General features: G+C 62.7%; 16 protein-coding genes and 1 tRNA gene. 4 read left to right on the forward strand and 13 right to left on the reverse strand.

What is annotated here, in order from left to right; all coding sequences use genetic code 11:
* The first annotated feature begins 167 nt into the window (after positions 1–167).
* The 3 genes from B9N72_RS14190 (at position 168) to B9N72_RS14200 (ending at position 2,114) form a co-directional block, all read left to right on the forward strand.
* The gene (locus B9N72_RS14190) at positions 168–872 is read left to right on the forward strand and encodes a DNA-binding protein (RefSeq protein ID WP_085276965.1); all 705 of its coding nucleotides are present in this window, start codon (positions 168–170) and stop codon (positions 870–872) included.
* A gap of 240 nt (positions 873–1,112) precedes the next feature.
* Positions 1,113–1,715: a phosphatase PAP2 family protein gene (locus tag B9N72_RS14195; RefSeq protein WP_085276966.1), complete on the forward strand. Its 603-nt coding sequence runs from the start codon at positions 1,113–1,115 to the stop codon at positions 1,713–1,715.
* Positions 1,716–1,757: 42 nt separating this feature from the next.
* Positions 1,758–2,114 carry a diacylglycerol kinase gene (locus tag B9N72_RS14200; protein ID WP_085276967.1) on the forward strand — a complete coding sequence of 119 codons (357 nt, stop codon included), beginning with the start codon at positions 1,758–1,760 and terminating at the stop codon, positions 2,112–2,114.
* An 89-nt stretch (positions 2,115–2,203) separates the two neighbouring features.
* Here the strand turns inward: B9N72_RS14200 and B9N72_RS21635 are convergent, their stop codons facing one another.
* From B9N72_RS21635 to rsxC, 3 genes are all read right to left on the reverse strand, one after another.
* Entirely contained in the window at positions 2,204–2,869 is a 666-nt protein-coding gene (locus B9N72_RS21635) for a YiaD family glycine zipper/OmpA-like lipoprotein (protein ID WP_085276968.1), read from the reverse strand.
* 172 nt (positions 2,870–3,041) lie between these two features.
* Entirely contained in the window at positions 3,042–3,977 is a 936-nt protein-coding gene (locus tag B9N72_RS14210) for an RnfABCDGE type electron transport complex subunit D (protein WP_085276969.1), read from the reverse strand.
* Entirely contained in the window at positions 3,974–5,359 is a 1,386-nt protein-coding gene (rsxC, locus tag B9N72_RS14215) for an electron transport complex subunit RsxC (protein ID WP_200810994.1), read from the reverse strand. The genes B9N72_RS14210 and rsxC overlap by 4 nt, the downstream gene beginning before the upstream one ends.
* A 442-nt stretch (positions 5,360–5,801) precedes the next feature.
* Between rsxC and B9N72_RS14220 the strand changes: the two genes are divergently transcribed.
* Entirely contained in the window at positions 5,802–6,461 is a 660-nt protein-coding gene (locus B9N72_RS14220) for a DUF1345 domain-containing protein (protein ID WP_234985993.1), read from the forward strand.
* A 161-nt stretch (positions 6,462–6,622) separates the two neighbouring features.
* Here B9N72_RS14220 and B9N72_RS14225 read toward each other — a convergent pair.
* The 10 genes from B9N72_RS14225 to gmk all read right to left on the reverse strand — a co-directional run bounded on the left by B9N72_RS14225 (position 6,623) and on the right by gmk (position 15,561).
* Positions 6,623–6,699: transfer RNA gene (locus B9N72_RS14225), tRNA-Ile, on the reverse strand.
* Between the two features lie 29 nt (positions 6,700–6,728).
* Positions 6,729–8,651: an RNA polymerase sigma factor RpoD gene (gene rpoD / locus B9N72_RS14230; RefSeq protein WP_085276971.1), complete on the reverse strand. Its 1,923-nt coding sequence runs from the start codon at positions 8,649–8,651 to the stop codon at positions 6,729–6,731.
* A 74-nt stretch (positions 8,652–8,725) separates the two neighbouring features.
* On the reverse strand, positions 8,726–10,489 hold the full coding sequence (gene dnaG, locus B9N72_RS14235) for a DNA primase (protein ID WP_085276972.1): 1,764 nt from the start codon (positions 10,487–10,489) through the stop codon (positions 8,726–8,728).
* A gap of 69 nt (positions 10,490–10,558) precedes the next feature.
* A complete protein-coding gene (locus tag B9N72_RS14240; RefSeq protein WP_085276973.1) occupies positions 10,559–11,005 on the reverse strand; it encodes a GatB/YqeY domain-containing protein in 447 nt (148 codons plus the stop codon).
* 121 nt (positions 11,006–11,126) lie between these two features.
* Positions 11,127–11,339 carry a 30S ribosomal protein S21 gene (gene rpsU / locus B9N72_RS14245; protein WP_008952516.1) on the reverse strand — a complete coding sequence of 71 codons (213 nt, stop codon included), beginning with the start codon at positions 11,337–11,339 and terminating at the stop codon, positions 11,127–11,129.
* A 123-nt stretch (positions 11,340–11,462) separates the two neighbouring features.
* Positions 11,463–12,260 carry a thiazole synthase gene (locus B9N72_RS14250; protein WP_327078299.1) on the reverse strand — a complete coding sequence of 266 codons (798 nt, stop codon included), beginning with the start codon at positions 12,258–12,260 and terminating at the stop codon, positions 11,463–11,465.
* 15 nt (positions 12,261–12,275) lie between these two features.
* On the reverse strand, positions 12,276–12,476 hold the full coding sequence (gene thiS, locus B9N72_RS14255) for a sulfur carrier protein ThiS (protein ID WP_085276975.1): 201 nt from the start codon (positions 12,474–12,476) through the stop codon (positions 12,276–12,278).
* A 6-nt stretch (positions 12,477–12,482) separates the two neighbouring features.
* A complete protein-coding gene (locus tag B9N72_RS14260; RefSeq protein ID WP_085276976.1) occupies positions 12,483–14,639 on the reverse strand; it encodes a RelA/SpoT family protein in 2,157 nt (718 codons plus the stop codon).
* A 23-nt stretch (positions 14,640–14,662) separates the two neighbouring features.
* Positions 14,663–14,869, reverse strand: a complete 207-nt coding sequence (gene rpoZ, locus B9N72_RS14265; protein WP_008952512.1) for a DNA-directed RNA polymerase subunit omega — start codon at positions 14,867–14,869, stop codon at positions 14,663–14,665.
* A gap of 65 nt (positions 14,870–14,934) precedes the next feature.
* Positions 14,935–15,561 carry a guanylate kinase gene (gmk, locus tag B9N72_RS14270; RefSeq protein WP_085277011.1) on the reverse strand — a complete coding sequence of 209 codons (627 nt, stop codon included), beginning with the start codon at positions 15,559–15,561 and terminating at the stop codon, positions 14,935–14,937.
* Positions 15,562–15,708 lie beyond the last annotated feature (147 nt).

Here is a 15,708-nt window from a genome sequence, read left to right on the forward strand (position 1 = left end):
CCAGCTACTCACCAGACAATAAAAACCGACAGCCCCGTTTCTCAACGAAACGGGGCTGTTTGATTTGACAGTGCAAGGCGGATGTCAATATTTACGCCAAGGAGTCGAAGATATCCAAAGTACCGCCGGTGATACACTCATCGGCTCCCTCGCCTTTGGAAATAGACATGTCAGGTCAAGAAATCACGTTCGACGAAGTGGCAGCCACGGCCAACCGCTTGGTAAATAATGGCTTGCCTGTGACCGTCGGCGCTTTGCGCGACGCTTTTGGCATGGCCTCCCTTTCCTCTGTCCACACGCATCTGGCGGCATGGCGAGCCAGCCAGACAAAACCCGCGGAAGCGATAAAGGTGGATATCCCCGAGTCCATCACGGCCGCCTTGGTCAGCTGGGCACAGCAACTCGCGGAAGAAGCACGCACCGGTCTTCGCGATGGCCTTGCACAGGCCGATGGCGACCTGACATCGCTGCTCCATTTGAATGAACAACTCGAAGCCGATCATGATGAGTTGCGCGCGCAGTTGGCCAAGGTCGCAGAGGACCGTGATCAGGCCCTGGCAACGTTGGCGGAGTGCGATGCCCATATCGAGCGTCTGACAATCGAACTGCAACATGCTCGTGATACCGCTTCCAACGCCTTGGTCGGTAAAGCCAAGGATCAATTGGCCATCGAAGGCAAAGACGCCCAGCTCGCTGAATTGCGCCTGCAGCTCGAACGCAATGTGGCGGCGTCATCGGCCGAATCCGACGCACGCCTTACCGCGGAGATGGAATTGGTTGGTGCTGTCACTGCTCGCGACAATTTGGCTGCCGAGGTAAAGGAACTGCGCACCCAGCTTGATGGCTGCCGTGCGGGGCGCCGCGCCTTGTGAAACAAGGCCCAGGCCTGTTGTCACGGCTCGGCATATCAGAGCCGCTTGAGCGGCAACGACATTATCCAGAAACGATCGATAGAACGGCGAGTGGATATATCATGGCGAGGTAGAGAGGGGCCCGACAAACCACCGGAAAGGTCTAAGGTGGCTGCCAGTATCGGCTGCACCCTGTCCACTGGAGTCGTGTGGGTTAAAATCGCAGCCCCCCACCAGCATTGTTTCCCGGGAAATTCTTGCATGACCCAGCTCGAAGCACTGAACCAGGCCCTGTTCCTCGCCCTCAATGGGGCTCCCGATAGCCCGTGGTGGCGTATCGCCGCCGCCACCGTCCTCGCCGACGACCTGATCCTGCTGATCCCGCTGCTCCTGCTGGGCCTGTGGTTCTGGGGCAACGATGCGCGCCGCAACGTCGCCCTCAAAGCCTGCCTGGTCGCCTTGCTGGCCCTCGGCCTCAACCAGTTGATCGGGCTGATCTGGCCGCATCCACGTCCATTCGCCATGGGGCTGGGGCACACTTTCATCCCGCACGCCGCCGATTCGTCGTTTCCCAGCGATCACATGACCGTATTCGCCAGCATCGGCATCGCCTTGGTTCTGGGGCGGGAAAAACCGCTGGGTGGGCTGGTACTGCTGGCCAGCCTGACCGTGGCCTGGGCACGCATTTACCTTGGCGTGCACTTTCCACTCGACATGGTCGGCGCCGTCGCGGTGAGCGGCATCAGCCAAGCCGTGGTGACACCGCTCTGGACCCGGGCCGGCGATCAGACCACCCGACTCGCCCTGCGGCTCTACCGCAAGCTCTTCGCCTGGCCCATTGCCACGGGCTGGATTCGGCGCTGACACCGGCGGCAGAGCATCAGACAGAACGCACAAGGAGAGGGAGTGAAAGGACAGTCATTCGATAAGCGGCTGGGTTACGCGCTGCGCGGGCTGGTACTGGCCATCGGACGGGAAAAAAGCCTGCGCACCCAGCTGCTGGCTGCCGTCGTCATCCTGATCGTGCTGCTGCTGGTGCGTCCGGCCGCGCTGTGGTGGGCCATCCTGGCCTTGGCGGTAGGCTTGGTACTGGTGGCCGAGCTGGCCAATACCGCGCTGGAAACGTTGATCGACCACCTGCACCCCGAGCGGCACCCAGAAATCGGTGTGGCCAAAGATATCGCCGCCGGCGCCGTGCTGCTGGCCAGCTTCATGGCGCTGCTGGTCGGGATCGCCTTCCTGCTGAGCTGCCTGGGCGCCTGATGGTGCCCCCCCGCCTTTCCCGCAACGAACAGATCACGCCCCGGCCCAGCCAACAACGATGCCCGTCGGCTGGGTCGGGCAGGCCTCGCTTAGCGGGCAGCCTCGCCAACGAAGATTTCGACGCGGCGGTTCTTGGCGCGGCCAGTCGCGGTGCTGTTGCTCGCGATCGGCTCGCTCGAGCCGCGGCCATCGATGCTGATGCGGTTCACCGCCACGCCGCGTGCCGCCAGGTAGCTCCGCGTCGCGCCGGCGCGGTTCACCGACAGCGGACCATTGATGGCATCCGAACCGGTATTGTCGGTGTGGCCGATGATCTTCACCGTGGTCACCGGGTTCTGATTCAAGGTAGTGGCGAAGCGGTCCAGGATCGGGCGCATATTGGATTTGATGTCGTAACGGCCGGAATCAAACGACACGTCGCTCGGGATGTCGAGCTTGAGCTGGTTGTCGGCGGTCTGGCTCACGCTCACGCCCGTCCCCTTGGTCGCCTGCTCCATTGCCGCCTTCTGCTCCTGCATGTGCTTCGACCACAGATAGCCCCCGCCCGCCCCCAGCGCCGCGCCGACGGCGGCCCCGGTCGCCGCGCTGCGGCCGGTATGTCCCCCCGCCGTCAAACCGCCAATCACCGCCCCGGCGGCCGCGCCGATGGCGGCACCAGTGCCGGTATCACGTTGGGTTTCGTTCATGTTGGCGCAGCCGGAAAGAGCGCTGACACCGAATGCGACAGCCGTAAGGGTAACGATGATCTTCTTCATGTGAGGCCCTCCATCGAGTCTTGCAGAATGTTCAGTAGAGTAAAGTACCGCCGCGTGACAGCAGTTTGATGCGCTGCAGGGCGAGTGGTTCGCCCGCCTGTGTCTGTAATGATAGTACGGCTGCAGGACATTGCTCTGTCATGAGCCGCAGAAGCGACAGACTGCGCCTCGCTCAAGTCTTCTGCCACGCATGCCAGGGCCGGAACAGGCGGCGCGAGAACGCGTCCAGTTGCGGCACCAGCAGGTTGCCGGTTAGCACGGCAAAGCAAATACCGTCGGCGTACAGGCCGTACTCACGCACCAGCTCGGTCACCAGGCCGATGGCCAGCCCGAACAGCACCCGCCCGCAGCGGGTGTCGGGGCTGGTCACCGGGTCGGTGGCGATGAAAAAGGCGGCGAACAGGTAGCCGCCCAGGGTCAGGCTATGCAGACTCTCGGGCAGGGTGTGTCCCGACAGCATGCACAACACCACCGAACTCACCATCATCGCCAGCGGAATCTCCAGCCGGATGACGCGCAGCATTGCCAGCCCCACCCCGCCGGCCAGATAGCCAATCCACGACAGATAAGGCGCTGCCGTCATCTCCCCGCGGGCCAGCGGCGTGGCCCCGCTCAAGCCATCCAGCAACAGACGCGGCGACAGCTGAAACTGCTGGCTCAGCACCTGGGCAATGTCGAGCGAGCGCGTCCACGGCACAGACAAGACAGGGGCGGGATAGAGCAACTGATAGAAGCACACCGCGATGACGCCCAGGCCGGCCATCACCGGATTTAGCCGATTGCGCCCCAAACCGCCGCTGGCCTGCTTGACCAGGCCCAGCGCCACCAACGTGGCCAGCAGCATCATCCACAGCGGCACCAGCAGCGGCAGCGAGCGCCCCATCAGCACACCGCTGACCAGCCAGCTCATGTCGCCCAGCCCGGCGCGCACCGACTGGCCGCGCCCCCGCAGGCACAGCGCCTCCACCAGCAGGGCGAACAGCACGCACCAGCCCGTCTGCAACAGCACCACCACACCCAGATGCCAGGCATGCAGCAGCAAGCCCGGCAACAGCGCCACCACCACCGCCAGCATGATGCCGCGTACCGACGCCAGACGAGGCGTCATTGCACCGCTCCCAGCCAGATGGTGCGCTTGGCGTGGCGGAAGCTGTCGCGCAGTGGCAGATTGCTCGGGCAGACCTGGCTGCAGGTACCGCACTCGATGCAAGCGCCCAGCTGTTCCTGCTGCAGCGTCTGGCGATCGGCCCTATTGGTCGCCTCGTACAGTTTGAGCGGCTGCAAGGCCATCGGGCACACATCGACGCAACGGTTGCAGCGAATGCAGTCACCCGACTGGGCCCGCGGCGGGAACAATTCATCGGAACGGACAATGAGGCAGGAACTGGTCTTACCGATCACCGCCTCCGGATGCGACAGCAGGCGGCCCATCATCGGCCCGCCGACCTGAACCCCGCGCTCCCCGGCACGCGGCCGTGCCCGTTCGAGCAGGTGGGACACCGCCAGCCCGACCGGGGCCTCGACGTTGCCGGCCTGCTCCACGTGGCCGGTCAGCGTCACCACGCGCGACACCAGCGGCTCGCCATGAAACACCGCGCGCCCCAGCGCATACACGGTCGCCACGTTCATCACCAGCAGGCCCAGCTCGGCCGGTAACATGCCCGGCCCGAGCACGCGCCCGCTCAGGCTCTTGACCAGCAGCGGCTGGCCGCCGGCAGGATAACGGCAAGGCAGCGCCACCACTTCGACTGCACTGCCCGCCGCCCGCGCCACCGCGCGCAGGCTAGCCAGCGCTTCCGGCTTGTTCGGCTCCACGCCGATCGCCACCCGCTTCAGAGAGTAGACGCGTCCCAAGTAATCGGCGGTGGCGATGATGTCGGCTGCGCGTTCGCGCATCAGACGGTCGTCACAGGTGATGAAGGGTTCGCACTCGGCGCCGTTGATCAGCAGGGTATCCAGCTCGGCATCGCGCGGCGCCAGTTTGAGACCGGTCGGAAAACCCGCCCCACCCAGCCCCACCAGCCCCATCTGCAGGGCGAAGTCAGCCAGCTGCGCCGGATCGAACGACGGCGCCGGCGCACGCGCGGCCAGCCATTGATCCAGCCCATCCGCCTCGATGCTGACGCAGGCCACCGGCTCGTCGGACTCGGCCAGCCTCACCTCGCCCAACCCGCACACCACACCGGAAGTGGAAGCATGCACCCACACCGTGCCGGCCGGGCCACGCCAGATCACTTCACCCTTCTTTACCGCCTGCCCCACGGTCACGCAGGCCTCGGCCCGACTGCGCCCGTTGACGAGAGGAATGTCCAGGCGCACACCGGCTAGGCTCAGGCTCTGGATCGGGGTCTTGTTGGAAAGATCCTTGTGGCCGGGCAGGCGGATGCCACCCTGCCAATCCTGCCGCCCCCACCCTGTTCCTTTCAGCAGACGCTGTAACCAGGCAGTTTTTGGACGTTCCTGACGAGGGGCGACGGCAAGTGACAGCACGGTATGGCTCCGGCAGAGAAAGGGTTGGTCCAGCCAGGCGCGGTCCAGCCGCGCCTGCTTGACAAAACACAAATAATACCCATTCTCAAATAATGATGCTAGTAATTCTTATTCATATTTTTTACACTCGCGACGAGTGCAACAGAGCACGATGAATCACCCTCCCCGCCGGGTGCGGACCCGGCACCAAGGCGCCCTGCCAGAATGGCTGAGTGGCGAGCGACGCCACATATCACGGAGCAGCTCATCCCACTCCGGGCACTGACCCGAGTAGACTAACGTCAAGATACGGCCCCTGGTCCAACTGGACCAGAGACAAAAATAGGCTCCCTCCCTCGCCCACGCTTGCTTATGCGGCCGCTCTCAACAGGCCCAAGACGGATCGGACGGGGGGCGAGGTCGTGATACCTCAGGAGATGAACAAAGCGCGATGAATGCAAGAATGGAACATCGGCGGCACTGGCCGCTGTTCGCGCGACGCAGCCTGTTGGTTGCGGCGGCTGGCGGCGTGCTGGCGGCGCTGGCCAACCCGTTTTGGGGCAACCCGGTGGCTCAGGTGCTGGTCGGCTGGAATGCCGCCTCGCTGATCTGGCTGCTCGCCGTGGGCTGGCTGATCGGGCACGCCGGGCCGCAGGACGTACGCCACCACGCGGCCGAGCTCGACCCCAGCTGGATGATCTCGCTGGGGATGGCCATCGCCGCCCTCACCGCCAGTGTCGGGGCGATCTTCTTCCTGCTCGCCGGCGTAAAGGGGCTGCCCGGGGGCGGGCGCCTGCCACATGCCCTGGCGGCCATGATCACCATCGCCACCGCCTGGGTCAGCCTGCATACGCTCTACGCGCTGCATTACGCCCATCTCTACTACGCCCACAGCGGCGACCGCACAGCCGGCAGCGGTATCGACTTCCCCGGCACACGGCAGCCCACCTTCGGCGATTTCTTCTATTTCTCATTCACCATCGGCGCCACCTCGCAGACCTCCGACGTCGCCATTACCGCATCGCGCGTGCGCAAGAGCGTCATCATTCACGCCTGCCTCAGCTTTGCCTTCAACACCACCCTGCTGGCCCTGACCATCAACCTGGCCGCAGGCTTGTTCTGAGCTCGCCGCCCGTCGCGCCATGACCCGGTGCTCCTCACCCCTGGACGTGTCCTGGAGGCCGCAGCAGCATCGCAAGTCACGTTCCGGCCCCACCACACCACGCCAGAACGGGAATGAAAAAGGACCTATCGCTTTCGCGATAGGTCCTTTCCGATATGCCTTGGTGGGCCCTGCGGGGCTCGAACCCGCGACCAAAGGATTATGAGTCCTCTGCTCTAACCGACTGAGCTAAAGGCCCTGTGGGGGCGAATTATAGCAGAATATCGGTTACTGGTTGCCCGGCTCGTTGTCGAGGAAACTGCGCAGGCGCTCCGAGCGGGTCGGATGGCGCAGCTTGCGCAGCGCCTTGGCTTCGATCTGACGGATACGTTCGCGCGTGACGTCGAACTGCTTGCCCACCTCTTCCAGCGTGTGGTCGGTGTTCATGTCGATGCCGAAGCGCATGCGCAGCACCTTGGCCTCGCGCGGGGTCAGCGTTTCCAGAACCTCCTTGGTGGCGTCCTTGAGGCTGGAATACATCGCCGCGTCGGACGGAGCCAGGTTGTTCTGATCCTCGATGAAGTCACCCAGGTGGGAGTCGTCGTCGTCGCCGATCGGCGTTTCCATGGAGATCGGCTCCTTGGAAATCTTCATGATCTTGCGGATCTTGTCTTCCGGCATTTCCATGCGCTCGGCCAGTTCCGCCGGATCCGGCTCATGGCCGGTTTCCTGCAGGATCTGACGGCTGATGCGATTCATCTTGTTGATGGTCTCGATCATGTGCACCGGAATACGGATGGTGCGCGCCTGGTCCGCGATGGAGCGGGTAATCGCCTGACGAATCCACCAGGTGGCGTAGGTCGAGAACTTGTAGCCGCGGCGGTATTCGAACTTGTCCACCGCCTTCATCAGACCGATGTTGCCTTCCTGGATCAGATCGAGGAACTGCAGACCGCGGTTGGTGTACTTCTTGGCGATCGAGATCACCAGACGCAGGTTGGCCTCGATCATTTCCTTCTTGGCGCGACGCGCCTTGGATTCACCCGCCGACATCTGGCGGTTGATTTCCTTCAGGTCCTTGATCGACAGCATGGCGCGGTCTTGCAGCTCGGCCAGCTTGGTCTGCTTCTCGATGATGGCGTACTTGAAGCGGGTCAGCGCCTCGGACCACGGCTTGCCCGAGCTGATCTCGTCTTCCACCCAGTCGGTGTTGATCTCGTTGCCGGGGAAGTACTTGATGAAGTGAGCGCGGTCCATGCGCACGCGGGTCACGCAGATGTCCTGGATATCGCGCTCGTAGGAGCGGATCTCATTGACACGGCTGCGCAGCGATTCGCACAGGCTCTCGATCTGGCGCGTGGCAAAGCGGACCTTCATGAACGATTCGGTAATCGCGCCTTGCAGCTGACGATACTCTTCGTTCTGGTTGCCTTGTTTGCGCAGCACCACCACCAGTTCGTCGAACAAGGCGCGCACCAGCGCGAAGTGCTCCAGCGACTGCAGCTTGAGCTCTTCCAGGTTGGCGTTGGAGATGGCTTCGGCGTCTTCTTCCTCGGCTTCCTCCTCTTCCTCCTCCTCGTCCAGCTCCTCGTCGGTCTCGACCGGCTCGGCGAACGGCACTTCTTCCTCGACCTCGGCGTTCGGATCGATGAAGCCGTCCACCACTTCGTCGACACGGATGTCGCCGGCTTCGACACGCTCGAGCAGGGTCAGCACTTCGGAGATGGTGCCCGGGCAGGCCGAGATCGCCTCGATCATGTGCTTGAGGCCGTCTTCGATGCGCTTGGCGATTTCGATCTCGCCTTCGCGGGTCAGGAGCTCGACCGAACCCATTTCACGCATATACATGCGCACCGGGTCGGTGGTGCGGCCAAACTCGGAATCGACCGAGGACAGCGCCGCCTCCGCTTCTTCCACCGCGTCCTCGTCGGCAACCGCCGGCGTGGCGTCGGACATCAGCAGCGTATCGGCGTCCGGCGCCTCGTCGTAGACCTGGATGCCCAGACCGGTGATCATCGTGACGATGTTCTCGATCTGTTCGGTATCGGACACGTCTTCCGGAAGATGGTCGTTGATCTCGGCGTAGGTAAGGTAGCCACGCTCCTTGCCCAGCGCGATCAGCAAACGCAGGCGTTTGCGCTGATCCTCAAGACTCATCGATTCCTGCTCGTTGTCTTGCATATCTTTCTGATTTTCGGGAGAGGCCGCCATTTCGCTTCCTGCTTGAAAAAAGCCGAAAAAAAACAGTTAAGTTTACCATAACCCCATGACGAGCCCCAGCACCTCTAGCCTTGCCGAGTCAGCAAGGCGCGCAGCAGCTGGGTTTCTTCAGGTGTTAGACCTTCATTCCTTGACTTTTGTTTTAGCCTTTCCAGTTCGGCTTCACGCAACAATTTAAGCAGTTTGACGTTGCCGTCCTGAAACTGCTGGCGTGCTTCCTCGCCGGTGTCAGCAAACTCGTCGGGGTCTTGCATGGCCTGCTGCAATACGCTGTCCACCAGCCCTTCGAAAGGGGTGCCGCGAATGCTTTCCACCAGCCGGGCCGTGTTGGGCTCCTGCGGCATCTCGTGCACTCGTTCGGCCAACATGGCAAAACAGGCCAATTCGTCGGACAGCGCCACGCTGTCGGAGAGCGTCACATCCTCCGCCCAGCGCGGGTTCATCAGCAGCCACTTGATCTGCTTGCGCACGATCGGCGTGTTGATGTAGCGGTTCGACTCGTCCGGCAGACGGTATTCGCGTCTGCCCTTGCGCTCCGGCTTTTTCAGCCCCATCAGCATGTCGAATTCGTCGACGTCCACGCCAGCCAGTTCGGCCAGCCTTTTCTTGATGATGAGAGCCAGCGCCGGTGCGGCAATCTGGTTCAGGAGCGGCATGGCCTGACGGATCAGGTCGGCCTTGCCCTCCGGGGTATTCATGTCGGCGCGCCCGGTCAGCTCGCGCGTGAGATAGACCGATAGCGGCAGACTTTGCTGTTCCAGGCACGCTTCGAACGCCTCGCGCCCAAACTCGCGGATATAGCTGTCCGGATCGTGCTCCTGCGGCAGAAACAGAAAATTCAGCGCCTTGCCGTCGACCAGCTGCGGCAGGCTGTTTTCCAGCGCACGCCACGCGGCCTTCTGCCCTGCCTTGTCGCCGTCGAAGCAGAAATACACCTGATCGGCATGGCGCAGCAGTTTCCGCACGTGCTCGCCGGTGGTGGCGGTGCCGAGCGTGGCCACCGCGTATTCGACGCCGTACTGCGCCAGCGCCACCACATCCATATAGCCTTCGACCACCAGAACGCGGTTTTTCTCCCGGATCGCCTGGCGCGCCTCGTACAGGCCGTACAGCTCGCGCCCCTTCTCGAACAGCGGCGTCTCCGGCGAGTTGAGGTACTTCGGCTCACCCTTGCCCAGCACCCGGCCGCCGAAACCGATGATGCCGCCACGCTGGTTGCGGATCGGGAACATTACGCGGTCGCGGAAGCGGTCGTAGCGCTTGCCCTCGTCGCCCGCGATCACCAGCCCGCTCTCCACCAGACTCTCGTCCTGGTAGTTCGCGAAGATCGCCTGCAGGTTCTGCCACTCACCCGGCGCGTAGCCCAGACCGAAGCGGGCGGCAATTTCGCCGGTCAGGCCACGGCCTTTGAAGTAGCCAATGGCGGCGGGCGACGACTTGAGCTGCTGCTTGTAGTACGCCGCCGCACGCTGCAGCAATTCTTCCAGCGTCAGCTTGCGTTCGCGCGCCTCGCGGCTGGCCTGCGGGTTGGCCGAACGCTCTTCCGGCACCGGCATGCCAAGTCCTTCGGCCAACAGCCGGATGGCATCGACGAAGCTCAGCCCCTGGTACTCCATGACAAAGCCGATGGCCGAACCGTGGGCGCCGCACCCGAAGCAGTGATAGAACTGCTTGCTCGGACTGACGGTGAACGAAGGGCTTTTTTCCTTGTGGAAGGGGCAGCAGGCGAGATAATTCTGGCCGGCCTTTTTGAGCGGGACGTAGCGATCCACCACGTCGACGATATCGACGCGGGACAGCAGCTGATCGATGAAATCCTGCGGAATCAACGTCAGATTCCCGCGTCAGTCAGGTGGCACCACCGAACAGCTTGTGAACGCAACACGCGTGCGGGCACCTCAGCCGGCCAGCTTGGCTTTGATGCGGGCGGAGACCACGGCCATGTCGGCACGGCCGGCCATTTGCGGACGCAACAGCCCCATGACCTTGCCCATGTCCTGCATCGAGGCGGCACCACTTTGTGCCACGGCAGCGTCGATCAGCGCGTCGATTTCGGCTTGGGTGAGCGGCTGCGGCAGGTAGCCGGTCAGCACGTCCATTTCCGCCTTTTCCTTGTCCGCCAGGTCTTGGCGGGCAGCAGCCTCGTACTGGGTGACCGAATCGCGGCGCTGCTTCAGCATCTTGTCGACCACAGCGATGATGCCGGCGTCGTCGAGTTCGACACGCTCGTCCACTTCCTTCTGCTTGATCGCTGCCATCAACAGGCGGATGGTGCCGAGACGCTCGGCGTCCTTGGCCTTCATGGCCGTTTTCATGTCGTCACTGATGCGCAGTTTGAGGCTCATGTCTTGCTCGCGGAAAAAGGCGAAACCATCGGCATGGCAGATGGCGGGAATTCGTGAAGTACAAATGGCAAAACCGCAGGCGTTGCCTGCGGTCCTGCATTCTTGCCGTGCTACGAAGCGATTAGTACAGCTTCGGCGGCAGCATCTGGCTGCGCAGACGCTTGTAGTGACGCTTCACGGCAGCGGCTTGCTTGCGCTTGCGCTCGGCAGTCGGCTTCTCGTAGAACTCGCGGGCGCGCAGTTCGGTCAGCAGACCGGTTTTTTCCACAGCGCGCTTGAAGCGGCGCATGGCGACTTCGAACGGCTCGTTCTCTTTGACGCGGATATTCGGCATTACCTTAGTGTCCTTAAATTCTGGAAGCTAAATGCTTGAAGAAAACAAATATTTTAACAATGTTCAGGGCTTTGTAAAAGCCTGACGCGACTCAAGCAAGTGTTTTGTGCGCTTTACGCATCACTACTTGCGAGCGGAAATCACCCCCTCACTCGGAGAACTTGGTGTTGCACTATAAAAACGCTTGGGCATGCGACCCGCGCGATACGCGGCACGCCCCGCTTCCACGGCCAGCTTCATGGCCCGGGCCATCAGCACCGGGTCATCCGCCGCGGCAATGGCGGTATTCATCAGGATGCCATCGCACCCCAGTTCCATGGCGATGGCGGCATCCGAGGCCGTTCCGACACCGGCATCGACCAGCACCGGCACCTTGGCCTCTTCAATAATCAGTTTCAGGTTCCACGGATTCAGGATACCCATGCCGGAACCGATCAGGCTCGCCAGCGGCATGATGGCGCAGCAGCCGATGTCGGCCAGTTCGCGCGCCACGATGGGATCATCCGAAGTGTAGACCATCACGTCGAAACCTTCCTTGACCAGCACCTCGGCGGCCTTGAGCGTTTCGCGTACGTTGGGAAACAGCGTGTGCGGGTCACCCAGCACCTCGAGCTTCACCAGTCGATGGTCGTCCAGCAGTTCACGCGCCAGGCGCAAGGTGCGCACGGCGTCGTCGGCGGAATAGCAACCCGCCGTATTGGGCAGCAGTGTATACCGGTTTTTCGGCAGAAAGTCGAGCAAATTCGGCTCATCGGCATTCTGGCCGAGGTTGACGCGGCGAATCGCCACGGTGACGATTTCGGTGCCAGAGGCGTCCAGCGCCTCGGCAGTCTGGGCAAAATCACGGTATTTGCCGGTGCCCACCAACAGGCGCGACGCATAGGCCTTACCGGCGATGACAAGCTGATCCTGCGACATCATTCCCTCGTACCTTGTTCAACCGCCGCCAACGGCGACGACAATTTCCAGTTCGTCCCCATCGGACAAACATTCTTCACCATGGCGGCTGCGCGGTACGATCTCGCCGTTCTTCTCGATGGCGACGCGCTTGCCGGCCAGTTCCAGTACGGCGATCAGATCGGCCAGCGTGGCAACACCGTCCAGCGCCCGCTCCTCGCCGTTGACACGAATCTTCATGCGGGATTATCTCCGTTCCGCCTGCTGCACCACGTCGATCTGCTGCACCTCGTTCAGCACCTTGCCAAGGTGGGCCAGGCTCTCGACCTGCAGGCGGAAATGAATGTGGATGAAACCGTCGCCGACATGGGTATCCTGAGTGTCGACGCTCTCGATATTGGCCGACGCCTGCGAAATGGCGGTGGCGATCTCCGCCAGCGCCCCGCGCTCGTTGCGCGCCAGGATGCTGATATTGACGCCGAACATGCGCTCCTTGGGGCTGTCCCAGGTCACGTCGAGCAGCTTGTCGTGGTCAACCCGCTTGGTGTTGGGGCACACCACGCGGTGCACCAGCAGCCCCTGCCCCTTGGTGATCACCCCCAGGATGTCATCACCCGGAATCGGATGGCAGCAGGTAGCCAGCTGTACCGCACCACCCTCGTTGCCGCGGATGGTGACCGGCCCGATATGCACATTCTCGCCGGTGCGCTCACCGGCCAGCTCAGCCAGGCGGCGCGCCACCACGATCGGCAGCAGCTTGCCGACGCCAATGTCGGCCAGCACATCGTCGAACGGCTGGTCCTTCTCGCCGTACTGTGCCAAGTAGGCGGCGTGCAGCGCGTCGTCCAGCGTCAGCGGCGCGGAGGCCAGCGCGCTGACAGCCTGCTTGAGCAGGCGCTCGCCCAGCTGCGCGGCCTCTTCGTGCTGCAGGCTCTTCAGGTAATTGCGGATGCAGGAACGGGCACGGCCGCTCTGCACGAAGCTCAGCCACGAAGGATTGGGCTTCGACTGGGTGGAGGTGATGACCTCCACCGTATCGCCGTTGCGCAGCACGGTGCGCAGCGGCATCAGCGAATGATTGACGCGCGCCGCGATGCAGCGATGACCGATATCGGTGTGCACGGCGTAGGCGAAGTCCACCGGCGTCGAGCCCTGCGGCAGCACGATGATCTTGCCTTTGGGCGTGAAGACGTAGACCTCGTCCGGAAAGAGATCGATCTTGATGTGTTCGAAGAACTCGACGGCGTCGTCGCTCTCGGCCTGGATGTCGAGAATGCTCTGCAGCCACTGGTGCGTGCGCTGGTGCGCGGCGTCGAGCGAAGCGTCACCGCTCTTGTACATCCAGTGCGAGGCCACGCCGGCCTCGGCCACGCTGTTCATCTCGCGGGTGCGGATCTGCATTTCCACCGGCGTACCGTACGGCCCGAACAATGTGGTGTGCAGACTCTGGTAGCCGTTCCCCTTGGGGATAGCGATATAGTCCTTGAACTTGCCTGGAATGGGCTTGTAGAGGCTGTGCAGCGCGCCCAATGCCAGGTAGCAGCTGGGCACGTCGTTGACGATCACGCGGAAGCCATAGATATCCAGCACCTCCGAAAACGACAGGTGCTTTTCCTGCATCTTCTTGTAGATGCTGAACAGGTTCTTCTCGCGGCCCTTGATCGTCGCCTCGATATTACACTCGACCAGCTTCTGGCTCACCGAGTGCAGAATCTTGCTGACCACCTCGCGCCGGTTGCCACGCGCGGCACGCACTGCCTTGGACAACACGTGGTAACGGTGCGGATGCAGGTGCTTGAATGCCAGGTCCTGCAGCTCGCGGTAGACCTTGTTGAGACCGATGCGGTTGGCGATCGGCGCGTAGATTTCCAGCGTTTCCAGCGCGATGCGCTGGCGCTTGTCCTCGCGCATCGCGTCCAGCGTGCGCATATTGTGCAGCCGGTCGGCCAGCTTGACGATGATGACGCGAATGTCGCGCGCCATCGCCAGCACCATCTTGCGGAAGTTCTCGGCCTGCGCCGTTTCCTTGGTCTGGTACTCCAGCCGCTCCAGCTTGGACAGGCCGTCGACCAGGTCGGCGATGGTGCGGCCGAACTTCTCCACCAGCGTCGGCTTGGTGACGCCGGTGTCTTCCAGCACGTCGTGCAGCAGCGCCGCCGCCAGGCCCTGCACGTCCAGCCGCCACTCGGTCAGCATGGTAGCGACCGCAAGCGGGTGGGTGATGTAGGGCTCGCCGCTCTTGCGCGTCTGACCCTCGTGCGCCGCGCGGCTGAGCTCGAAGGCCTGCCGCAGCAGTTGCACGTCCTCCGGTCTCAGATAACGGGCGGCGGCCTCGAGAAAGGCTGCCGCGTCGGCGTCGATCATCGCCTCATAGTCGACGACCGTGGAGAGGTCTGCGCTCATGGAGCCTTCCATCGGACGCTGGCTCAGCCCTTGTTGCGATGCAGGATTTCGGTGCCGACGTGGCCGGCGGAAATTTCACGCAGCGCCACCACGGTCGGCTTGTCGCGGCCGGCCTCGACGAAGGGGGCGGAACCCGATGCCACCTGACGGGCGCGGTAGGCTGCAGCCAGGGTCAGGTCGAAACGGTTCTGGATACGATCCAGGCAATCATCAACGGTAATGCGGGCCATAATGTCCTCGGCTAATCAATCGTTTTTCAAGACTATATAGTGTTTCGGGCACGGGACCAACGGGGTCAGCCCTGGCTGCCCATGCGGCTCAGCGCGTCGCGGTAGCGCAGCATCTGCTTGGTGGCGTGCAGCCGCTCGGCACGGATGATGCTTATCAAATCCTGCTTGGCACGTTCGATATCGTCGTTGACGACGATGTAGTCGTACAGCGCCGCGCGGTCCACCTCGGAACGTGCCTCGGCCAGACGTCGCTGGATGACCTCCTCGCTGTCAGTGGCACGGCCGCGCAGGCGGCGTTCCAGTTCGTTAATCGAGGGCGGTGCGATGAAAATGGTGATCACCCCGTCGAACAGACGGCGCACCTGCTCGGCACCCTGCCAGTCGATCTCGAGCAGGATGTCGCGGCCTTCGGCCAACTTCTCGCGCAGCCAGGCGGAGCTGGTGCCGTAGTAGTTGCCGTACACCTCGGCATGCTCGAGGAAATCACCGGCCTCGATCATGGCAAGAAACTGCTCCTTGCCAACGAAATGGTAATGCGTCCCTTCCACCTCGCCTTCGCGCGGCGCGCGCGTGGTGTAGGAAACGGACAGCTGCACCGCCGGGTCGACCGCCAGCAAGGCCGACACCAGCGTGGTCTTGCCGGCGCCCGAAGGGGCAATAACGATGTAAATGTTACCGCTGGGCTGAACCATGTAAGCGTACATCCTGCGCCAAAAGATAATTTTTCAGGATACCACAAGCACTTCAAGCGGTTAAGACGTTCACCAAGCGGCCTAGTACTGGCGAAGGACTAGCCAGTCCCCTGCCACTACTGCAAAATGCGCAGCTTAATCAAACCA

This window comes from Pseudogulbenkiania subflava DSM 22618, assembly GCF_900177275.1.
GTDB lineage: Bacteria > Pseudomonadota > Gammaproteobacteria > Burkholderiales > Chromobacteriaceae > Pseudogulbenkiania > Pseudogulbenkiania subflava.

What these genes read in the sequence shown, in the direction of transcription:
- B9N72_RS14190 (WP_085276965.1), top strand. Translation starts at nt 168, where the DNA reads ATGTCAGGTCAAGAAATCACGTTCGACGAAGTGGCAGCCACGGCCAAC.
- B9N72_RS14195 (WP_085276966.1), top strand. Translation starts at nt 1,113, where the DNA reads ATGACCCAGCTCGAAGCACTGAACCAGGCCCTGTTCCTCGCCCTCAAT.
- B9N72_RS21635 (WP_085276968.1), bottom strand. Translation starts at nt 2,869, where the DNA reads ATGAAGAAGATCATCGTTACCCTTACGGCTGTCGCATTCGGTGTCAGC.
- B9N72_RS14210 (WP_085276969.1), bottom strand. Translation starts at nt 3,977, where the DNA reads ATGACGCCTCGTCTGGCGTCGGTACGCGGCATCATGCTGGCGGTGGTG.
- B9N72_RS14220 (WP_234985993.1), top strand. Translation starts at nt 5,802, where the DNA reads ATGGAACATCGGCGGCACTGGCCGCTGTTCGCGCGACGCAGCCTGTTG.
- rpoD (WP_085276971.1), bottom strand. Translation starts at nt 8,651, where the DNA reads ATGGCGGCCTCTCCCGAAAATCAGAAAGATATGCAAGACAACGAGCAG.
- B9N72_RS14240 (WP_085276973.1), bottom strand. Translation starts at nt 11,005, where the DNA reads ATGAGCCTCAAACTGCGCATCAGTGACGACATGAAAACGGCCATGAAG.
- rpsU (WP_008952516.1), bottom strand. Translation starts at nt 11,339, where the DNA reads ATGCCGAATATCCGCGTCAAAGAGAACGAGCCGTTCGAAGTCGCCATG.
- B9N72_RS14250 (WP_327078299.1), bottom strand. Translation starts at nt 12,260, where the DNA reads ATGATGTCGCAGGATCAGCTTGTCATCGCCGGTAAGGCCTATGCGTCG.
- thiS (WP_085276975.1), bottom strand. Translation starts at nt 12,476, where the DNA reads ATGAAGATTCGTGTCAACGGCGAGGAGCGGGCGCTGGACGGTGTTGCC.
- B9N72_RS14260 (WP_085276976.1), bottom strand. Translation starts at nt 14,639, where the DNA reads ATGAGCGCAGACCTCTCCACGGTCGTCGACTATGAGGCGATGATCGAC.
- rpoZ (WP_008952512.1), bottom strand. Translation starts at nt 14,869, where the DNA reads ATGGCCCGCATTACCGTTGATGATTGCCTGGATCGTATCCAGAACCGT.
- gmk (WP_085277011.1), bottom strand. Translation starts at nt 15,561, where the DNA reads ATGGTTCAGCCCAGCGGTAACATTTACATCGTTATTGCCCCTTCGGGC.